The sequence below is a fragment of the Geomonas sp. Red276 genome, assembly GCF_054784495.1.
Genome location: NZ_BLXW01000047.1, coordinates 19321 through 36627, shown reverse-complemented (window position 1 = coordinate 36627; position 17307 = coordinate 19321). Strand labels below are relative to the sequence as shown.

Here is a 17307-nt window from a genome sequence, read left to right as displayed (position 1 = left end):
CTGACTGGAACTGGAAACGATTCTTCACGGCAGCCTCCTCGGATGGAATGTGCCGTGATTATATGAACCACCTACGACGTAATATGTCGCGCTTGTCTTCCAGCGGAAGATTGGCGCTAATCAGGTTCCTGATTGGCCCTAATCCCCTTTGCCGGCTTCTCCGAGGCACCTCTCTCCCCGCATTAGCAATTCCCGTTTAAGATAATTTGTCTGTACAAAATTCCGACCGATCCGATAAAAATAATTGTCCGGCTTGACGTTACATCGCCTCGGCAATGATTTTTAATCCTACGATTCCATCCGCCACCCACAGTTCGCAGCCCTCGGTGAGGGCTCGGCACGCCACCTTCGCTGGGTCTCAGGCCGACAAACTCTACAGGGTAAAAGGGAGACCATGGGTCACGTTCAAAAAAATCGTCTGTTCGTGGGGCTGGCCATGCTGGCTTTCGTCGGGGCCGGCTTCACCGGCTACTACGCCTGGAGCCACTACCAAAAAGCACAGGAGCCCATCAGCTATACGACGTTCGTTGACAAGGTCAACACGGGTCACATTGCCCGAGTTCGGCTTGAAGGGGACCAGATCCAGGCGCTGGGAAAGCAAGGCGAACGGTACACTCTTTACGTTCCTTCCGGCGCCGAAGTCCCGAAACTGCTGGTTGCCAAGCATGTCGATTTCTCGTCGGTGCCTGAGACCCAGTATCACTGGTTCGAGCTCGGGATCCTCCTTGCCGTGGCCGGAATCGGCACCATCGTGATCCGCAAATACAGCGGGTTTGGGCGGAGCAGGGCCAGGCTCTTTGACGGTTCCCTTTCCCGCACCACCTTCGCCGACGTCGCCGGGGCCGAAGAGGCCAAGGCCGAGCTGATGGAGACGGTCGATTTTCTGAAGGACCCGGCGAAGTTCGCCACCCTCGGCGGCAAGATGCCGACCGGCGTCCTCCTGGTCGGCCCTCCGGGAACGGGGAAGACGCTCCTGGCCCGGGCCGTGGCCGGTGAGGCGGGGGTGCCGTTTTTCGCCATGTCGGGCTCCGAATTCGTCGAGATGTATGTCGGCGTCGGCGCCTCCCGCGTGCGCGACCTTTTCGGGCAGGGAAAGAAGGCTGCCCCCTGCATCATTTTCATCGATGAGATCGATGCCGTCGGGCGCAAGCGCGATGCCGCCACCGGAGGGGCCAGTGACGAGCGGGACCAGACCCTGAACCAGCTCCTGGTGGAGATGGACGGCTTCTCGGTCAACTCCGGCATCGTCGTCCTGGCCGCCACCAACCGGCCGGAGGTCCTGGACCAGGCCCTGTTGAGGTCGGGACGCTTCGACCGCCAGGTGGTGGTTCCTTCCCCGGACATACGCGGGCGGGAAGAGATCCTCAAGGTCCACGCCAAGAATGTGCCCCTGAGCGACGAGGTTGACCTGCGGGTAATCGCCCGGGGGACTCCGGGACTGTCCGGCGCCGACCTTGCCAACGTCGTCAATGAGGCCGCCATCCTTGCTGCCCGCTCCAACAAGGGGCATGTCGAGATGGCCGACCTCGATGCCGCTCGCGACAAGGTCTTGATGGGCGCCGAGAAGAAGTCCCTCGTTCTGTCCGAGAAGTCGAAGCTCAGCACCGCCTACCACGAGGCCGGGCACGTCCTGGTCGCCAAGCTGGTCCCTGGCTGTGATCCGGTGCACAAGGTTTCCATCGTTCCCCGTGGCCGTGCCCTCGGTGTCACCCTCCAGATTCCCACCGAAGACATCTACTGCTACACCAAGGAAATGCTCGATGGCCATCTCAAGGTCCTGATGGGAGGACGGGCGGCTGAGGAACTTATCTTTGGAACCACGACGACGGGGGCCGGTAACGACCTGGCCCGCGCCACCGATACCGCCCGTAAGATGGTCTGCGAATGGGGGATGTCCAAGGCATTCGGTCCGGTCGCCTTCGGCAACCATGAAAGTACCGACCCGGGCGCCGGGCATACCGGCAAGAATTTCAGCGATACCACGGCCCTGGAGATCGACTCCGAGATCCGCTCCATCGTGACCGGCAGCTACTCGGAGGTGGTGGACCTGTTGACCACCCACATGGAAGCGCTCAATGCCTTGACCGAGGAGCTGGTCGCCAAGGAGACCCTCGACGCCTCCGAAATCGACCAAGTCCTCGCCCCTCACTTCGCCAAAGCCGGCATCGAATTCCCCGCCCTCCAGGGGTAAGCCGACCCGCCTCTCGCGTCTACCCCCATTCTCACCTTGTCATCCCCTTGAAGGGGAGGGGCCGTCATTCTACCCTCGCCCCTTTAGGGGAGTTCCGTAGTTTCGTAGGGTGGGCAGCCCCCTGCCCACCATCCCTTTCGTTCCGCGTGGGCACGGGGTGCCCACCCTACGTTCATCACCCCCATCGTCGCCCTACGTTCAGTACCCCCATTCTCACCTTGTCATCCCCTTGAAGGGGAGGGGACGTCATTCTACCCTCGCCCCTTTAGGGGAGAGGGTGGCCGGAGGCCGGGTGAGGGTGGGTTTATAGTTGCCGCCTGTTGCGTTAAGTGGTATTTAATACAGCCTGATCCTTTGGCTGTGCACCTCTTCGATCCCGCAACGAGGCAGTCTTGGCTAACGGCAACCCTCCATCCGAACAGATACCCGCACCGGTTCCGCTTTCGCCGGGACTTCAGAGAATTCGCAGACGGCGCTGGTTTCTCTGGCTGGTGTTGCTTGGCTACCTTCCGCTCATGTGGGTGACACAGAGGATCACACATTCCTTTGAGCGTTCCCTGCCGGTCTTTTTCATCTGGGTCGGTATCCTTATTGTCGTTACCAGTTACTCCGCAGTGGCGAGATGTCCCCGTTGCCGCAATTACTACCATGTCAACGGCATGAGCCTTCTCTATCTGCGTCGCTGCCTTCACTGTCAGCTGCCCCTCAACGCCGACCGCATCGAGAACTTCGACGACGGCTGGCACCCCCCGAAACCCTGATGGTTTGCCTTTGACTGTGCAGGTTCTTTGCCGCTGGCGGTTAACCTAGAACCTAGAACCTAGAACCGGTTTTAAAGGAGTCCTCTCATGCAACGCCGCTCTTTTCTCAAGATCCTCGGTCTGTCCGCCATTTTCAACCGGCTTCTCTGGAAAGAGGCGCTGGCCGCCAATCAGCCGGTGGTGGCGGTAGCGGAAGGAAAGGACGCCGCTCAGATCACCCGTAACGCCATCGCCGCGCTGGGTGGGATGAGGCGCTTCGTCAAGCATGGCGACGTGGTGGTGATCAAGCCCAACATCGGGTGGGACCGGACCTCGGCGCAAGCCGCCAACACCAACCCGATCGTCGTCAAGACCATTGCCGAAGAGGCGCTGAAGGCGGGGGCCAAAAAGGTGAAGGTTTTTGACCGCTCCTGCAACGACGAGCGGCGCTGCTACGTGAACAGCGGGATGACCGCCGCGCTGGGCGGGATGAAGAATGTCGAGCTGAAGTTTATCGAGGACGAACGCTTCAAGAAGGTCGCCCTCAGGGGGAAGGTCCTGAGCGAGTGGGAACTCTACGACGAGGCGCTGCATGCCGACGTCTTCATAAACGTCCCTGTGGCCAAGCATCACAGCCTTACCAAGGTCACCCTCGGGCTTAAGAACGTCATGGGGGTGATGGGCGGAAACCGCGGGTCCATCCACCGCAACATCGACGAGGCGCTGGCTGACGTCAACAGCGTGCTCAAGAGCCACCTCGTGGTGGTTGACGCCACCCGCGTCTTGACCGCCCACGGCCCGCAGGGAGGAAACCTGCGCGACGTGAAGGTCCTCAACAAGGTCCTCGCCTCCACCGACATAGTGGCGGCCGACGCCTATGCGACCACCCTCTTCGGGCATCGCCCCGAGGACATCTCGGTCACCGTAGCCGCTCACCGGCGCGGGCTGGGCGAGATGAATCTGAACAAGGTACGCATAGTCAGGGCCTGAGGGCATCAATGAAAAAAGCGAACCTCGCGCGCATCATCCAGCTCCTGTTCCTGGCGATCTTCCTGGTGCTGTTCGTGCGGACCGAATACCGCGGCTCCGACACTATTTCCGCCGCCATCAACAGCTTTTTCCGGGCCGATCCGCTGGTGCTGGTGAGCTACCTCCTCTCGGCGCACACCCTTACCTGGCTGCTGTTCCCGGCGGTCATTACCCTCGTCTGCAGCGCCCTCCTCGGGCGCTTTTTCTGCGGCTGGATCTGTCCGCTCGGCACCCTGCTTGACCTCGTCACCGTCCGGATCAAAAAGAGTGTCCCTCTCCGCATCCTCAAGGGGAAACTGAAGTACTGGCTGCTCTTCCCGATGCTGGTCGCCGCCTTCCTGCACGTGAACCTGGCGGGGGTGCTGGACCCCATCGCCATCCTGGTCCGCGGGCTCACCTTTTTCCTCTATCCCATCTTCGGGCATACGGTCCGTAGCGGCTGGGTGGACCTTTACGGCCTGATAGGAGAGCGGCGCGACTACATCGCTCCCGCCTACGCGCTTTTGCGCGACAACCTCCTTCCTTTCCGGGATACCTTCTACCCCTTGGCCTTCCTGTCCGGCTTCATGTTCCTCGGCATCATCTACCTCGAACGCTACGAGAGCCGGAACTGGTGCCGAAACCTCTGCCCGCTGGGGACGCTCCTCGGGCTGGCCGGGCGCTTCTCCATCTTCAGGAGGAGCCCAACTTCCCTGTGCGATGACTGCAAGGCCTGCCGGACCGTCTGTCCCTGCGCCTTCGAAGGGGAGATCCTGCAACCGGACAACTGCCTTCTCTGCATGAAGTGCCAGCAGGGATGCCGGCACCAGCGGGTCTCCTTCGATCTTGCCATGCCGGTTCCGGGACACGGCCCATACCTCCCCGAGCGGAGGGTCCTCCTGGGAGGGCTTTTGTCAGGGTTTCTGCTGGCCGGAAGCTTCCGGTTCCGCAGACCGGAGGCCCAGGCCCGGCTGCTCCGTCCGCCGGGGACCGGGAGCGAGGACGAATTCCTCAAGAAGTGCGTCCGCTGCGGCGAGTGCATGAAGGTTTGCCTTACCGGGGCGCTTTATCCCGCCGTCGCCCAGGGCGGGGTGGAGGCGGTTTTCACGCCGGTGGTTACCCCGCGCCTTGGTTACTGCGAGTACAACTGCAACCTCTGCGGCCAGGTCTGCCCGACGGCTGCCATCCCATCGCTCCCCATCGAGGCGAAGCGGCGGGCGGTGATCGGCAAGGCGGTGTTGGACAAGAACCACTGTCTCCCCTATGCCAAGAAGACCAACTGCATCGTCTGCGAGGAGCATTGTCCGTTCCCAGAGAAGGCGATCAAGTCCGAGGAGGTGGAGGAGATCGACCGGCATGGCAACAAGGTCAAGATCCTCCGTCCGTACGTGGTGGACGAGCTCTGCAACGGCTGCGGGATCTGCGAGAACGTCTGCCCGTTGGAAGGGAAATCGGGCATCGAAGTCTTCGCGGTCAAGGACAAGAGCCCGCTGAAAGCGGTCGCGATGGGTTCCGGCGATGGCCAGGCTTCAGATCCCGCGGAGGGGGAGGGGAGCGATCCGTATGGCGGAGCCGGTAAGGGGACTGGACAGGAAGCGAAATCTCCCGCCGGGAAGAAAGACGCCGGCAAGGGAGGATCGGTTGACACTCCCGCCGGCGCCGGTAGCCGACCGAAAGGAAAAGATGGTGGCAAAGAGGTGTGGGAAGGGGAGAACCCTTACCGTTAATCCTCGGGCGGCTGGGACCCGGCCAGTTTGACCCCGTGGCGGGCCTGTTCCAGCGACTCGATCAGGCTGGCGTTGTCCACCGCCGCCTTTCCGAATATCGGGGTAAGGGCATCGATGATGGCCGGATTGTTGTTGTGGTCGATGGCGTCGCAAATCTGCCGGATGTCGAACTGGTAGGCCCGCCAGTTATCCTTGATCTCCCAGGCCTGGTCGTCGATCACGTTATAGAAATTCCCCAGCCTTACCGGCCGGGTCTCTACCCCGGGGGTGGCCCCGGGTAAGGGGCACTTCGCGCTGTTCACCTCCGGTTCCACCAGGTACCCCTCACCGCGGTAACGAATCCCCTCGGCATGCGTCACCAGGTTCTTCCCTTCCACTTCCATGTTGGCCGCTTCACGGCAGAAAACCTCGTAGGCCTGCGGGATGTCGGGTTCCGGTGCGAAGTACAGGTCGTGGAGAGTCCATTCCGTCGCCGCCGCCTGCTCTTCCGCGGCCCGGTAGTCGTCCTGGACCTGGAGAAGGGTGGCGGTCGGGGCGCTGCCCCAGCTCTTCCCGAAGAGGGTGCAGCCGCCAAGAAGCATTCCACAGAGCGGCAAGACGGCCAGCATTGCTTTCAATTGTCTGGATAACATTGGCAGCCTCTAATTTATGGGATGACTTAAGGATATAAGCGCATCCATACCTGTCAATGCCCTCCACTGGCCCCTCCCCCTCGACGGATACTTCTCCCTGGACCGTAGGCTGAGGGGGAGGGGCCGCCTGTACAGCTTCCTTCGGCGATGCCGTTCGGCGAAACTCTCATTCATTTGATACTATGTTGGTGTCGTCTATCACCCATTACGTCCCCAACGCCACGCCTTTCCGGCTGATGCGGGTGGGGGAATTTCAGGAGGTATAGAATGAAGCGTTGGCTGTTTGCTTTGCTCCTGGTGCTTGCTGCCCGGAACGTGGAGGCAAAGATGATTACCAAGACCGTCGACTACCGTCAGGGGGACACCACGCTGGAGGGTTTCCTCGCCTATGACGACTCCTTCAAAGGAAAACGCCCCGGCGTGCTGGTGATTCATGAATGGACCGGGGTGACCTCGTATGAGAAAGGGCGCTGCGAGCAACTCGCCAAGCTCGGTTACGTCGCCTTTGCCGCCGACATCTACGGCAAGGGGGTGCGCCCCTCAAATCCGCAGGAGGCCGCCAGGGAGGCCGGGAAGTATCGCAGCGAGGACCGCTCTCTGCTGCGGGCGCGGGCCGCGGCGGGACTGGAAAAACTGGCCGGCTTTAAAAACGTAAACCCCAAGAAGCTCGCGGCAATGGGGTACTGCTTTGGTGGGACCGCCACCCTCGAACTTGCCCGCAGCGGCGCCGATCTCCTCGGTACCGTGAGTTTCCACGGCGGGCTCGATACGCCGAACCCCGCGGACGCGAAGAACATCAAGGGGAGGGTCCTCGCCCTGCACGGTGGAGACGATCCCCTGGTTCCCGCCGACAAGGTGGCCGCCTTCCAGAAGGAGATGCGGGACGCCAAGGTGGACTGGGAGATGAACATCTACGGCGGCGCCGTCCACAGCTTCACCAATCCGAAGTCCGGCAACGATCCCTCCAAGGGGGTGGCCTACAACGAGAAGGCCGATCACCGTTCCTGGGAGGCGATGAAACTGTTCTTCAAGGAGATCTTCAAGTAGCCCCGAACTCTTTGAGCCTAGTCCATCCGTAGGGTCCCTTCTCCTTCAAGGAGAAGGACAGGGTGGGGATGGGGGACATTTCAAGGCTCCCTCATCCTCATCCCTACCCATCCCCTCATCCCCCGCCATCGTTGACTTTCCCGACTCGATCTGTTACAGAAGTTGCTTTGTACTTCCCCCCCCCGGCATTAGGAACCCATGGACCAGTTTTTCTTCAAGCTTTCGATCATGCTGGTGCCCGCGCTGATGGCCATCACCTGCCATGAGGTGTCGCACGGATGGGTCGCCGACCGACTGGGGGACCATACCGCCCGCAGCATGGGGAGGCTCACCCTCAACCCGCTTCGCCACATCGACCTCTTCGGGACCCTGATGATCTTCATCGTCGGGATCGGATGGGCGAAGCCGGTGCCGGTCGATTACCGAAACCTCAAGAGGCCCAAGACCGACATGGTCTGGGTGGCCGCCGCCGGCCCGGTAACCAACTTCCTTTTGGCCACCGTCTCCGCCTTCGCCATGCGGTTGATGATCCGGGCGGGAAGCGGCATCCCCGACGGGACCACGCTGGCCATGGTGGCCGATCCCATTACCCTGATGCTGGCCTTCTCGGTCTACATCAACTTGCTGCTCGGGATCTTCAACCTGATCCCCATGCCTCCCCTGGACGGCGGCAGGGTGGCGGTCGGGCTCCTTCCCTACCGGCTCTCCCTCGGGCTGGCGCGGCTCGAGCCTTTCGGGATGATCATCATCATCGCCCTGGTCTTCCTGACCCGGGTCTTCGACTACGTGATCTTCCCGGCCCTCAACTTTGGCGTTCATCTTCTGGCCGGAGCCGACAGCGGCCTGGTCTTCAACGTCACCCGCCTCATGATGCGGTGATGGATACTGAAAAGGAGCTTCCACAAATGAGCGACAATCGAATCGTCAGCGGCATGAGACCCACCGGTAAACTGCACCTTGGACACTACCACGGGGTGCTTTCCAACTGGCTGGAGTTGCAGAAGAACTTCGAGTGTTTCTTCTTCGCCGCCGACTGGCATTCGCTCACCACCGAGTACGCCAGCACCGACGGGATCAAGGAGAACATCCGCGAGATGGTGCTCGACTGGCTCGCCTTCGGGATCGATCCCGAGCAGAGCGTCATCTTCGAGCAGAGCCAGGTTCCCCAGCACGCCGAGCTGAACCTGATCCTCGGGATGATCACCCCGGTCTCCTGGCTGGAAAGGAATCCGACCTACAAGGAGATGCAGGAGAACCTCACCACCAAGGACCTCTCCACCTTCGGCTTCCTGGGTTACCCGGTGCTCATGGCCTCCGACATCATCGTCTACAAGGCGGCCCGTGTGCCGGTCGGCCAGGACCAGGTTCCCCATCTGGAGATCACCAGGGAGATCGCCCGGCGCTTCAATTTCCTCTATCAACCGGTCTTCCCGGAGCCGGCGGCGCTTCTCACCGAGACCCCGAAGGTGCTCGGTCTGGACGGCCGCAAGATGAGCAAGTCCTACAACAACGCCATCTTCCTTTCCGACGACGCCGAGACCACCAGGAAGAAGGTCCTCTCCATGGTGACCGACACCCTGCGCCCCTTCAAGAAGGACCCGGGCGAGCCGGACCGCTGCGTCGCCTTCACCCTGCACTCCCTCTACGTCCCGCAGGAGAAGCGCGACGAGATCGTGGTTGCCTGCCGCAGCGCCGAGCTTGGCTGCGTCGACTGCAAGAAGATCCTGGCCCAGTGCATGGTCGACACCCTGGCCCCGCTCCGCGCCAAGCGCGAGGAACTGGCCGCCAAGGAGGGCCTGGTGGACGAGGTGCTCGCCGAGGGATCGAAAAAGGCCGAGGTGGCCGCCCGCGAAACCATGAACGAGGTGCGCGCCGCGCTCAAGGTCTAGGATTTCATGCAAGACACCCTCTTCACCGAGGCGCTGGAAAACGCCTACCAGGTACAGATCGAGCAGTTCGAGGGCCCCCTCGATCTGCTCCTCCACCTCATCAAGAAGAACGAGGTGGACATCTACAACATCCCCATCGCGGCCATCACCAGGCAGTACCTGGAGTACATGGAGCTCTTGAAGGAGTTGAACCTGGACATCGCCGGGGAGTTCCTGGTGATGGCGGCCACCCTTTTGCAGATCAAGTCCCGCATGCTGTTGCCGGTCGAGCGCGACGACGAGGAGGCGGAGGTCGAGGACCCGCGCGCCGAACTGGTGCGAAGGCTCCTCGAATACCAGCGCTACCGGGAGGCGGGCTCCGACCTGGTGGCCCGCGATCTCCTCGGCCGCGACGTCTTCGCCAGGAAATTCGCCTCGCCGGAGCTGGCCGAGATGGCGCCCGAGGAGGAGCCTGCCGACGTCGAGCTCTTCGAGCTCATCGAGGCCTTTAGGAAGGTGCTCTCCCGGGTCTCGGTGGATACCTTCCACAACGTGGGGGCCGACGGCATCAGCATCGCCGACCGGATCAGCGAGGTCCTTTCCCTTTTGCACGAGAAGAGGACCCTTCGTTTCGAGGAGCTCTTCCACGACGGGATGACCCGGGACCTGCTGGTGGTCACCTTTCTCTCCATGCTGGAACTGTGCAAGTTGAAACTGATCAGGATCACCCAGGTCGAAAGCCTCGGCTCCATCTGGCTCACCGCCACCTCCGAGGAGGGGGCGCTGCCGGACCCCGCCGAGATCGAGGGTGACCTGCAAGGGGAGGCGCTCGTTGTCGGGTAAGTCGTTGAAGGGTATCGTCGAAAGTCTTTTGTTCGTGCACGACCAGCCCCTGTCGCTCGACCGGCTGGCCCTCATCCTCGAGGAGTTCGAGCGGGCCGACATCCGCCAGGCCCTGGAGGTGCTGGTTGCCGATTACGAGGGGAGCGAACGGGGGATCGTGCTGGTCCAGGTGGCCGGCGGCTACCAGCTCCGCACCCGTCCCGAGCACGCCGATTACCTGCGCAGGCTCAACAAGAGCAAAGGGGTTAAGTTCAGCCAGTCCGCCCTGGAGACCCTGGCCATCATCGCATACCGCCAGCCGGTCACCCGGGCCGAGATCGAGTACCTGAGAGGGGTCGATTCCGGCGGGGTGCTCAAGAACCTGCTGGAGAAGAAGCTCCTGAAGATCCTCGGCAAGAAGGATGTGCCGGGCAAGCCGCTCATCTACGGAACCAGCAAGGAATTCCTCGAGCTCTTCGACCTGAAGGACCTCTCCTCGCTCCCCACCCTGAAGGAGATCCAGGAGCTCGCCCCTCCCGATCCTTTCGCCGACCAGCCCGCCCTTCCGCTTGCCGCCGAGGAATCCTGAAGCCGGCGGGCTCTGTGCTAAACTATCGATGTGGCTTGTCCCCCGGCATGATTCGTGCCGGCTGGTGAACGGCAGGCCCGAGGAGGGATGCATGGTACGTCAGCCGGCAGTGGCAGGAAAGTTCTACACGGATGAACCCGACCAGCTGAGAAAAGAGCTCCGTTCCATGGTGGTGGAGGGTGAGCACGGCCGCGTGCTCGGCATCGTGGCGCCCCATGCCGGGTACGTCTACTCCGGGATGGTGGCCGGCCGGGTCTACGGGGCCATCCGGGTCCCCGACGCGGTGATCCTGCTCGGCCCCAACCACACCGGCATGGGGTACCCTGCCGCCATCTCTCCCTTGGGGGAATGGATGACTCCGCTCGGTGCCGTCCCCGTCAACGCCCGGCTTTGCGAGCTGGTGGTGAAGCACGCCCCCAAGGTGCGCGAGGACGCCACCGCCCACCGTTTCGAGCACTCGCTCGAGGTCCAGATCCCCTTCCTGCAGTACCGCAATCCCAACGTCACCATCGCCCCGATCTGCCTCTCCTATCTCCCGTTCGAAACGGTCACCGAGATCGGGGAGGGGCTGGCCCGCGCCATCACCGAGTACGGCAAGGAGGTGCTGATCGTGGCCAGCTCCGACATGACCCACTACGAGTCGGCCCAGACCGCGCGCACCAAGGACGAGGCCGCCCTCGCCGAACTGACCGCGCTCAACCCCCAGGGGCTCCTCGCCGTCTGCCGCGACCGGGACATCACCATGTGCGGGGTGATGCCCGCCGCCGTCATGCTGACCGCCGCCAACCAGCTGGGGGCCCGCCAGAGCCGGGTGATCAGCTACTCCAACAGCGGCGAGGTGAACGGCGACCTGAAACGGGTGGTCGGTTACGCGGCCGTCGCGGTGAGCTGATGGAGGTCATCACCACCCACGTCAACGCCGATTTCGACTGCGTGGGCTCCATGGTGGCCGCCAAGCGCCTCTACCCCGATGCCCTCCTGGTCTTCTCCGGCTCCCAGGAAAAGGGGGTGCGCGACTTCTTCCAGAAGCAGCCCCCCGACCAGCTGAACTTCCTCCGCCTGAAGGACCTCGACTTCTCCGCCGTCACCCGGCTGATCGTGGTCGATTGCCAGCACTCCTCCCGGATCTCCCGCTTCGGGGAACTGGCCAAGGGGAAAGAGGTGGAGCTCGTCGTCTACGACCACCACCCCTCCAGTTCCGGCGACCTTTCCCCGACCGGCGGGGAGATCCGTCCCTGCGGCTCCACCACGACCATCCTGACCGCCCACCTGCGCGCCAAAGGGATTATCCTCACCCCCTACGAGGCGACCCTCATGATGCTCGGGATCCACGAGGACACCGGCAACCTCACCTTCCCCAACACCACTCCCGAGGATTACCAGGCCGCAAGCTGGCTCCTGGAGCAGGGGGCGAGCCTCAACGAGGTGGCGGACTCGATCGGCAAGGAGCTGACCGTCGAGCAGGTTTCCCTCTTGAACGATCTCCTTCTCTCCCTGAAGACCACCTCCTTGAAGGGGGTGGACGTCTCGGTGGCCCACGCCTCGGTCGACCGCTACGTGGGGGACATCGCCGGGCTCGCCCACATGATCCGTGACATGGAGAACCTGCAGGCGCTCTTTTTGGTGGTCTCCATGGCCGACCGGGTCTTCGTGATCGCGAGAAGCCGGGTGCCGGAGGTGAGGGTAGGGGAGATCCTCAAGGAGCTCGGCGGGGGAGGGCACGCCACCGCCGCCTCGGCCACCATCCGGGGGCTCACCCTCATCCAGGTGCTCCAGCAGCTGGACGCCGTGCTCAGGAAACGGGTCGATCCCAGGCGCTCAGCCCGCGACATCATGTCCTCCCCGGTCAAGACGCTCCCTCCCGGCTGCACCATCGCCCAGGCCCAGGAGCGGCTGGTACGCTACAACGTGAGCGCCATGCCGGTCATCGACGACGGCAAGGTGGCCGGCATCATCTCGAGAAAGATCGTGGAGAAGGCCCTCTACCATGACCTGGGCCAGGTGCCGATCTCCGACTACATGCACTCCGAGTTCTACTCGGCCACCCCCGACACCCCGATCTCGGACCTCCAGGCCTCCATGGTGGGGGGCGACGCCCGCCTGATCCCGGTTCTCTCCGGCGACCAGCTGGTGGGGGTGGTCACCCGTACCGACCTCTTGCGCTACTCCCTCTCCGGCGACGAGATCTACGACCTCGCCCGCGACGCGAGCCTGGTCAAGAGCCGCGAGGTCGAAGGGCTCATGAAGAGATACCTCTCGCCCCGCTCGGTCCAGGTGCTGCGCGACTTGGGCCGGGTAGGGGATTCGCTGGAGGTGGACGTCTACGCGGTGGGAGGGTTCGTGCGCGACCTCCTCCTGGGGAGCCAGAACATGGACGTCGACGTCACCGTGGACGGCGACGGCATCCTCTTCGCCGAGAGCTTCGCCTCCCGCTTCGGCTGCCGGGTCAAGAGCCACCAGAAGTTCCACACCGCGGTCATCGTCTTCCCGGACGGCTTCAAGGTCGACGTCGCCAGCACCCGGCTCGAGTACTACGTATCGCCGGGGGCGCTTCCCACCGTGGAACACTCCTCCCTGAAGATGGACCTCTACCGGAGGGACTTCACCGTCAACACGCTGGCCATCAAGCTCAACGACGAGGAGTTCGGGCACCTGGTCGACTACTTCGGCGCCTACCGCGACCTGCAGGCCAAGGTGATCCGCGTCCTGCACAACCTCTCCTTCGTCGAGGACCCGACCCGGGTCTTCCGGGCCATCCGCTTCGAACAGCGGCTCGGCTTCAAGATCGCCAAGCACACCGAGGACCTGATCAAGAACGCCGTCAAGATGGATTTCCTGGAGAAGCTCGGCGGCCGGCGCCTTTTGGCCGAGCTCGTGCAGATCCTTAGGGAGAAGGAACCGCTGCGCGGTATCCACCGGATGTCCTCGCTCGGTCTCTTCCGCTTCATCCACGCGAACCTCGAGCTGACCGAGCCCCTGGAGGAGCTTCTCGAGGAGGTCCGCTACGTGGTCTCCTGGTACCAGCTCCTCTACCTGGAGCGCCCCTGCGAGCAGTGGGCAGTCTACTTCCTGGCCCTGTGCGATGCGCTGAGCGACGAGGAGTTCACCGCCTCCTGCCTGAGGCTTGCGGTCAACGAGCACCAGCGCGAGAAGCTCGCCACCGCACGCAGGCAGGGGCATGACCTGGTGGCGGCCCTGGAGCAGCGCTTCCTCGATCAGGGGAGGGTGGAGAACGCCGACATCTACTTCTTCCTCCGGATGCTCCCGGTCGAGGAGCTCCTCTACCTGATGGCCAAGAGCAAGAACCCGGAGGTCAAGAAGTGGATCTCCCTCTACTTCACCAAGCTCCAGCTGGTCAAGCCCCAGATCGACGGCGACGATCTCAAAAAGCTCGGCGGCCGCCCCGGTCCGCGTTTCCGCGAGGTCCTGGACGCCGTCCTGCATGCCCGTCTCAACGGGACGGTGGCCACCAAGGGGGAGGAACTGGTAATGGCCAGGGATCTTTTGCAGGAAGTGTAGCTTTTTTGCCACATGCTGGTCATATCGCGCACTCCCCGTAACCACCTGAAAGACCGTCATTTGCCGTAATTTGTCAGTGCAACTGCGGCAAAATTGTCACATCCCCCCATGCTCCCCCTTTCTCCATTAGAGCCTTTCACTTCGCTAAGTAATGATTCCAGCAGGTTTTACGAGTTATCGCCCCCTTCGGCCATTGTGGCCCGGGAATTGCTAAGAGTATGGGCAGATCGCCTGGTTACGAGAGGACTCCCATGCTGATGATTAAACGAATCCTGGTTTCGATGCTTCTAGTGGCCACCCTTGCCACCCCGGCCTTGGCCGAGCAGCAGCAGGAAAACGCCTTCAAGACCGTCTTCCAGGACGCCTTCTACGGCGGGCTCTCCGGTGCCCTGGTGGGGGCGGCGCTGCTCGCCTTCACCAAGCAGCCGGGCAAGCACCTCGACTACATGGGGTACGGCGGCGCAGGGGGCGTGCTGGTCGGGGCCACCTACGGCATCGTCAGCGTCTCCCGCTCCCTGGCCGAGCTGGAAAACGGCCGGGTGAAGTTCGCCATGCCGAGCCTCATGCCGGAGTTGAGGGAAGGAACCAGGGGAACCTCCTCGGTGATGGTTACCGCCCAGCTTATCCGCGGCAGGTTCTGATCCGCCGCGTTTTTTCCCGATGCAGGTGAGGGGGCCCTTGGCCCCCTTTTTTTGTGCCGCCGCCTCGGCCTCCTCATGAATCGCCTCACCTTGCCTTGGCGAGGCCGCTGGTATACACTTTGAACGTCTCCAAAGTGTCAATTGTCGTACGGGGGTAAGCTTGGCGCGCATGGTAGATCGGCAGGACCTGCTGACCTATACCGATTCTCTTTTGACCTGGGTCAGCGGCAGGGGAAGGATCCTCATCGTGGTGCACGACAACCCGGATCCCGATTCGCTCGCCTCCGCGATGGCCCTTCGTCACCTCTTCGCCGTCCGCTTGAGCCGCGAGGCGGTGATCGCCTTCTCCGGCATGATCGGCCGCAGCGAAAACCTGGCCATGGCCAAGCTCCTCCAGATCCCGCTCACCCCTTTCCCGCTGATCGACCTCAAGGCCTTCCAGGTGATCTGCCTCCTGGACAGCCAGCCCCAGACCGGCAACAACTCGCTTCCTCCCGACGCCCGCGTCGATGTGGTCATCGACCACCACCCGATGCGTGAGGCGAGCGCCCACTGCCGCTGGGTCGACATCCGCCCCGAGTACGGGACCACCGCCACCATCCTCTACGACTACCTGAAGGTCCAGGGGGTCTCGCTGGGGACCAAGCTCGCCACCGCGCTCTTCTACGCCATCAAGTCCGAGACCCAGGACCTCGGGCGCGAGGCCACCCGTCCCGACCGCGACGCCTACCTCGAGCTCTTCCCGCTGGCCAACAAGACCCTGTTGAACAGCATCACCCACCCACGGCTCCCCAAGGAGTATTTCATCGCCCTCCACAACGCCCTCGAGAACGCCGTCGTCTACGGCACGGTGGCCATCGCCAACCTGCAGAAGGTCCAGTTCCCGGAGGTGGTGGCCGAACTGGCCGACCTGATCCTGCGGCTGGAAGGGCTGGAGGTGGTCCTCTGCATGGGGCAGTACAACAACGAGATGGTGCTCTCCATCCGGACCTCCAGCGAGGAGATCAACGCCGGGGAGCTGATCCGGGGCATCGTCGCCGGGGTGGGAAGCGCCGGCGGCCACGGCATGATGGCCGGCGGCAAGGTCGACAACGTCGACGAAACGGCAAGCGAGATCTCGCGGGTGGAAAAACTCCTCACCGAGCGGCTCCTGGCCCGGCTCGGCGTTTCTTCCGCCTCCTACGAACCGCTCGCCCCGCAGTCCTAATTAGTCCTGTCTTTTCTTCATGAAAGGGTTGCCAAAGCCTTTCTAAAGTGCTAGAAATTACCCCATGTCGCTCTTCCTGGATAACGCAGCAACCTCGTATCCCAAGCCGGAAACGGTATACCGGGCGATCGACGCTGCCATGAGGGAGATCGGCGTCGCCCCCGGGAGAGGAGGGTACCGGCAGTCGCTGGCGGCTGCCCGCACGGTGTTCGAAACCCGCTCGACCCTGGCTGACTTCTTCGGAGTCCCGGACTCGTCCCGTCTCGTTTTCACCCACAGCGCCACCGAATCCCTCAACATCGCCGTCAGCGGTCTCCTGAAGCCCGGGGACCACGTGGTCACCACCAGCATGGAGCACAACGCCCTCGTGCGCCCGCTCCACCTGTTGCGCGGCCGCGGTGTGGAGGTGACCTTCGTGCAGGCCGACCGGGAGGGGAGGGTCTCCGAGCGAGACATCGCCGCTGCCATGAGGCCCGGCACCCGGCTGGTGGCGGTTACCCACTGCTCGAACGTGAGCGGCACCATCCAGCCGGTCGGTGAGATCGGCAAGGTGGCCCGGCAGGGGGGCGCCCTCTTCCTGGTCGACGCGGCGCAAAGCGCCGGTTACCTCCCGATCGACGTGACCGAGCTCGGTATCGATCTCCTGGCCGCCCCCGGCCACAAGGGGCTCTTCGGCCCCCCCGGCACCGGCATCCTCGCCATCGGTGAGGGGGTCGAGCTGGAGCCGCTGCTGGTCGGCGGCACCGGCGGCAACGCGAGCAGTCTCGAGCAGCCCGAGGTGCTTCCCGAGCGCTTCGAGAGCGGCACCCTCAACACCCCCGCCCTGGCCGGCCTCAAGGCCGGGGTCGACTTCATCCGGGAGACCGGGCTGGAGGTCATCCGGGCCAAGGAGAAGCTGCTGGTCGGGATCCTCCTGGAGGGGCTTTCCGCCCTGCCGGAGGTCCTCCTCTACGGCCCCCGCGGCAACGACCACGGCGGGGCGGTCTCCTTCAACCTCGACGGGCGCGACGCCTCCGAGGTCGCCTTCCTGCTCGACGCCGAGTACGGCATCGCCGTCCGCGCCGGGCTCCACTGCGCTCCCGAGGCCCACCGGACCCTGGGTAGCTACCCTGGCGGCACGGTGAGGGTGAGCCCCGGGTTCTTCAACACCGAGGAGGATATCGCCTTTTTCCTCCAGTCGTTAGCCGGCCTGGCCCGATCCTGACCGGCTGGCCCTTTGCTAAAATTATTTCGAATCGTGGGCTCGCTGCCCGCGATGGAGGCATCTACGCAGGCACACGCACTAGCTGGCAGGCAGGGATTCACGGCGGCATCCA

15 protein-coding genes are annotated in these 17307 nt (G+C 63.2%); 14 read left to right on the top strand and 1 reads right to left on the bottom strand.

Annotated features, from left to right (window positions below; all coding sequences use genetic code 11):
* Positions 1-394 precede the first annotated feature (394 nt).
* The 4 genes from ftsH to ACYVL5_RS21360 all read left to right on the top strand — a co-directional run bounded on the left by ftsH (position 395) and on the right by ACYVL5_RS21360 (position 5666).
* On the top strand, positions 395-2191 hold the full coding sequence (ftsH, locus tag ACYVL5_RS21375) for an ATP-dependent metallopeptidase FtsH/Yme1/Tma family protein (RefSeq protein ID WP_460597594.1): 1797 nt from the start codon (positions 395-397) through the stop codon (positions 2189-2191).
* Between the two features lie 392 nt (positions 2192-2583).
* The gene (locus ACYVL5_RS21370) at positions 2584-2952 is read left to right on the top strand and encodes a hypothetical protein (protein ID WP_460597593.1); all 369 of its coding nucleotides are present in this window, start codon (positions 2584-2586) and stop codon (positions 2950-2952) included.
* A gap of 87 nt (positions 2953-3039) precedes the next feature.
* On the top strand, positions 3040-3921 hold the full coding sequence (locus ACYVL5_RS21365; protein WP_460597592.1) for a DUF362 domain-containing protein: 882 nt from the start codon (positions 3040-3042) through the stop codon (positions 3919-3921).
* 8 nt (positions 3922-3929) lie between these two features.
* The gene (locus ACYVL5_RS21360) at positions 3930-5666 is read left to right on the top strand and encodes a 4Fe-4S binding protein (protein WP_460597591.1); all 1737 of its coding nucleotides are present in this window, start codon (positions 3930-3932) and stop codon (positions 5664-5666) included.
* On the opposite strand, the gene ACYVL5_RS21355 is transcribed toward ACYVL5_RS21360, so the two are convergent.
* On the bottom strand, positions 5663-6298 hold the full coding sequence (locus ACYVL5_RS21355; RefSeq protein WP_460597590.1) for a hypothetical protein: 636 nt from the start codon (positions 6296-6298) through the stop codon (positions 5663-5665). The genes ACYVL5_RS21360 and ACYVL5_RS21355 overlap by 4 nt on opposite strands.
* A gap of 267 nt (positions 6299-6565) precedes the next feature.
* On the opposite strand from ACYVL5_RS21355, the gene ACYVL5_RS21350 reads away from it, so the two are divergent.
* From ACYVL5_RS21350 to ACYVL5_RS21305, 10 genes are all read left to right on the top strand, one after another.
* Complete coding sequence (locus ACYVL5_RS21350) at positions 6566-7345, top strand: dienelactone hydrolase family protein (protein WP_460597589.1); 780 nt, start codon at positions 6566-6568, stop codon at positions 7343-7345.
* Between the two features lie 198 nt (positions 7346-7543).
* Positions 7544-8224, top strand: coding sequence for a site-2 protease family protein (locus tag ACYVL5_RS21345; protein ID WP_460597588.1), 681 nt, complete (start codon positions 7544-7546; stop codon positions 8222-8224).
* A gap of 26 nt (positions 8225-8250) precedes the next feature.
* Positions 8251-9234: a tryptophan--tRNA ligase gene (trpS, locus tag ACYVL5_RS21340; protein ID WP_460597587.1), complete on the top strand. Its 984-nt coding sequence runs from the start codon at positions 8251-8253 to the stop codon at positions 9232-9234.
* 6 nt (positions 9235-9240) lie between these two features.
* Positions 9241-10056 carry a segregation and condensation protein A gene (locus ACYVL5_RS21335; RefSeq protein ID WP_460597586.1) on the top strand — a complete coding sequence of 272 codons (816 nt, stop codon included), beginning with the start codon at positions 9241-9243 and terminating at the stop codon, positions 10054-10056.
* A complete protein-coding gene (gene scpB, locus ACYVL5_RS21330; protein WP_460597585.1) occupies positions 10046-10624 on the top strand; it encodes an SMC-Scp complex subunit ScpB in 579 nt (192 codons plus the stop codon). Before ACYVL5_RS21335 ends, scpB begins: the two co-directional genes overlap by 11 nt.
* 91 nt (positions 10625-10715) lie before the next feature.
* A complete protein-coding gene (gene amrB, locus ACYVL5_RS21325; protein ID WP_460597584.1) occupies positions 10716-11516 on the top strand; it encodes an MEMO1 family protein in 801 nt (266 codons plus the stop codon).
* On the top strand, positions 11516-14143 hold the full coding sequence (locus ACYVL5_RS21320; RefSeq protein WP_460597583.1) for a CBS domain-containing protein: 2628 nt from the start codon (positions 11516-11518) through the stop codon (positions 14141-14143). The genes amrB and ACYVL5_RS21320 overlap by 1 nt, the downstream gene beginning before the upstream one ends.
* Positions 14144-14400: 257 nt before the next feature.
* Entirely contained in the window at positions 14401-14784 is a 384-nt protein-coding gene (locus tag ACYVL5_RS21315; protein WP_460597582.1) for a hypothetical protein, read from the top strand.
* A 169-nt stretch (positions 14785-14953) separates the two neighbouring features.
* On the top strand, positions 14954-15991 hold the full coding sequence (locus tag ACYVL5_RS21310) for a DHH family phosphoesterase (protein WP_460597595.1): 1038 nt from the start codon (positions 14954-14956) through the stop codon (positions 15989-15991).
* Between the two features lie 64 nt (positions 15992-16055).
* Entirely contained in the window at positions 16056-17195 is a 1140-nt protein-coding gene (locus tag ACYVL5_RS21305) for an aminotransferase class V-fold PLP-dependent enzyme (RefSeq protein ID WP_460597581.1), read from the top strand.
* Positions 17196-17307: the final 112 nt, after the last annotated feature.